Source organism: Oceanospirillum linum (assembly GCF_001995095.2).
Lineage (GTDB): Bacteria > Pseudomonadota > Gammaproteobacteria > Pseudomonadales > Halomonadaceae > Oceanospirillum > Oceanospirillum linum.
This window is the reverse complement of the sequence record NZ_MTSD02000063.1, coordinates 1-479: the sequence shown is the minus strand read 5'-3', so window position 1 is coordinate 479 and position 479 is coordinate 1. Positions and strand designations below refer to the sequence as shown.

The following is a 479-nucleotide window of genomic DNA, read 5'->3' as shown; positions in this document are numbered from 1 at the left end:
CTCAAACAGCGTTCGGACTTACTTATATTACGGGCTTTGTTGGTGGCGTGACTATTCTTTCATTCACCGATGTTCCACAAGGCAAAATTTACGCAACTGTTCCGAATAACTTAATCTTAGCTTATGCAAACGTGGGGGGCGCTGTTGGTTCAGCGTTTGATTTAACGAGTGACGCAACTGGACTTGTGGGAATTACTCATAAAGCTATTCCTGAGCGTTTTGCTTATGATACTGTTGCTATCACTGGGTTACAGTTATTAGCTGAAATTCCTGAAGGCGTTATTCAAATGACTATGCGGGATACTATCCCTGCATCACCTGGTGTGGGTGGATAATAGTAACCAATGAATTTTAAAAGTGGGAAGGGATAAATTCCCTTCTCATTTTTGTTACAAAAAAGGGAGTGTATAAGATGGCTTTAATTGACGAGATTAAAACTAGAAAAGGTATTACAACCGCAACCCTTGATAACTTAATTC

General features: G+C 39.9%; 1 protein-coding gene. It reads left to right on the top strand.

Annotated elements, in window-relative coordinates; translation table 11 throughout:
- Positions 1-335: hypothetical protein (locus tag BTA35_RS18010; protein ID WP_202931302.1), on the top strand; the 335-nt coding region annotated here is incomplete at its 5' end.
- Between the last annotated feature and the right edge of the window lie 144 nt (positions 336-479).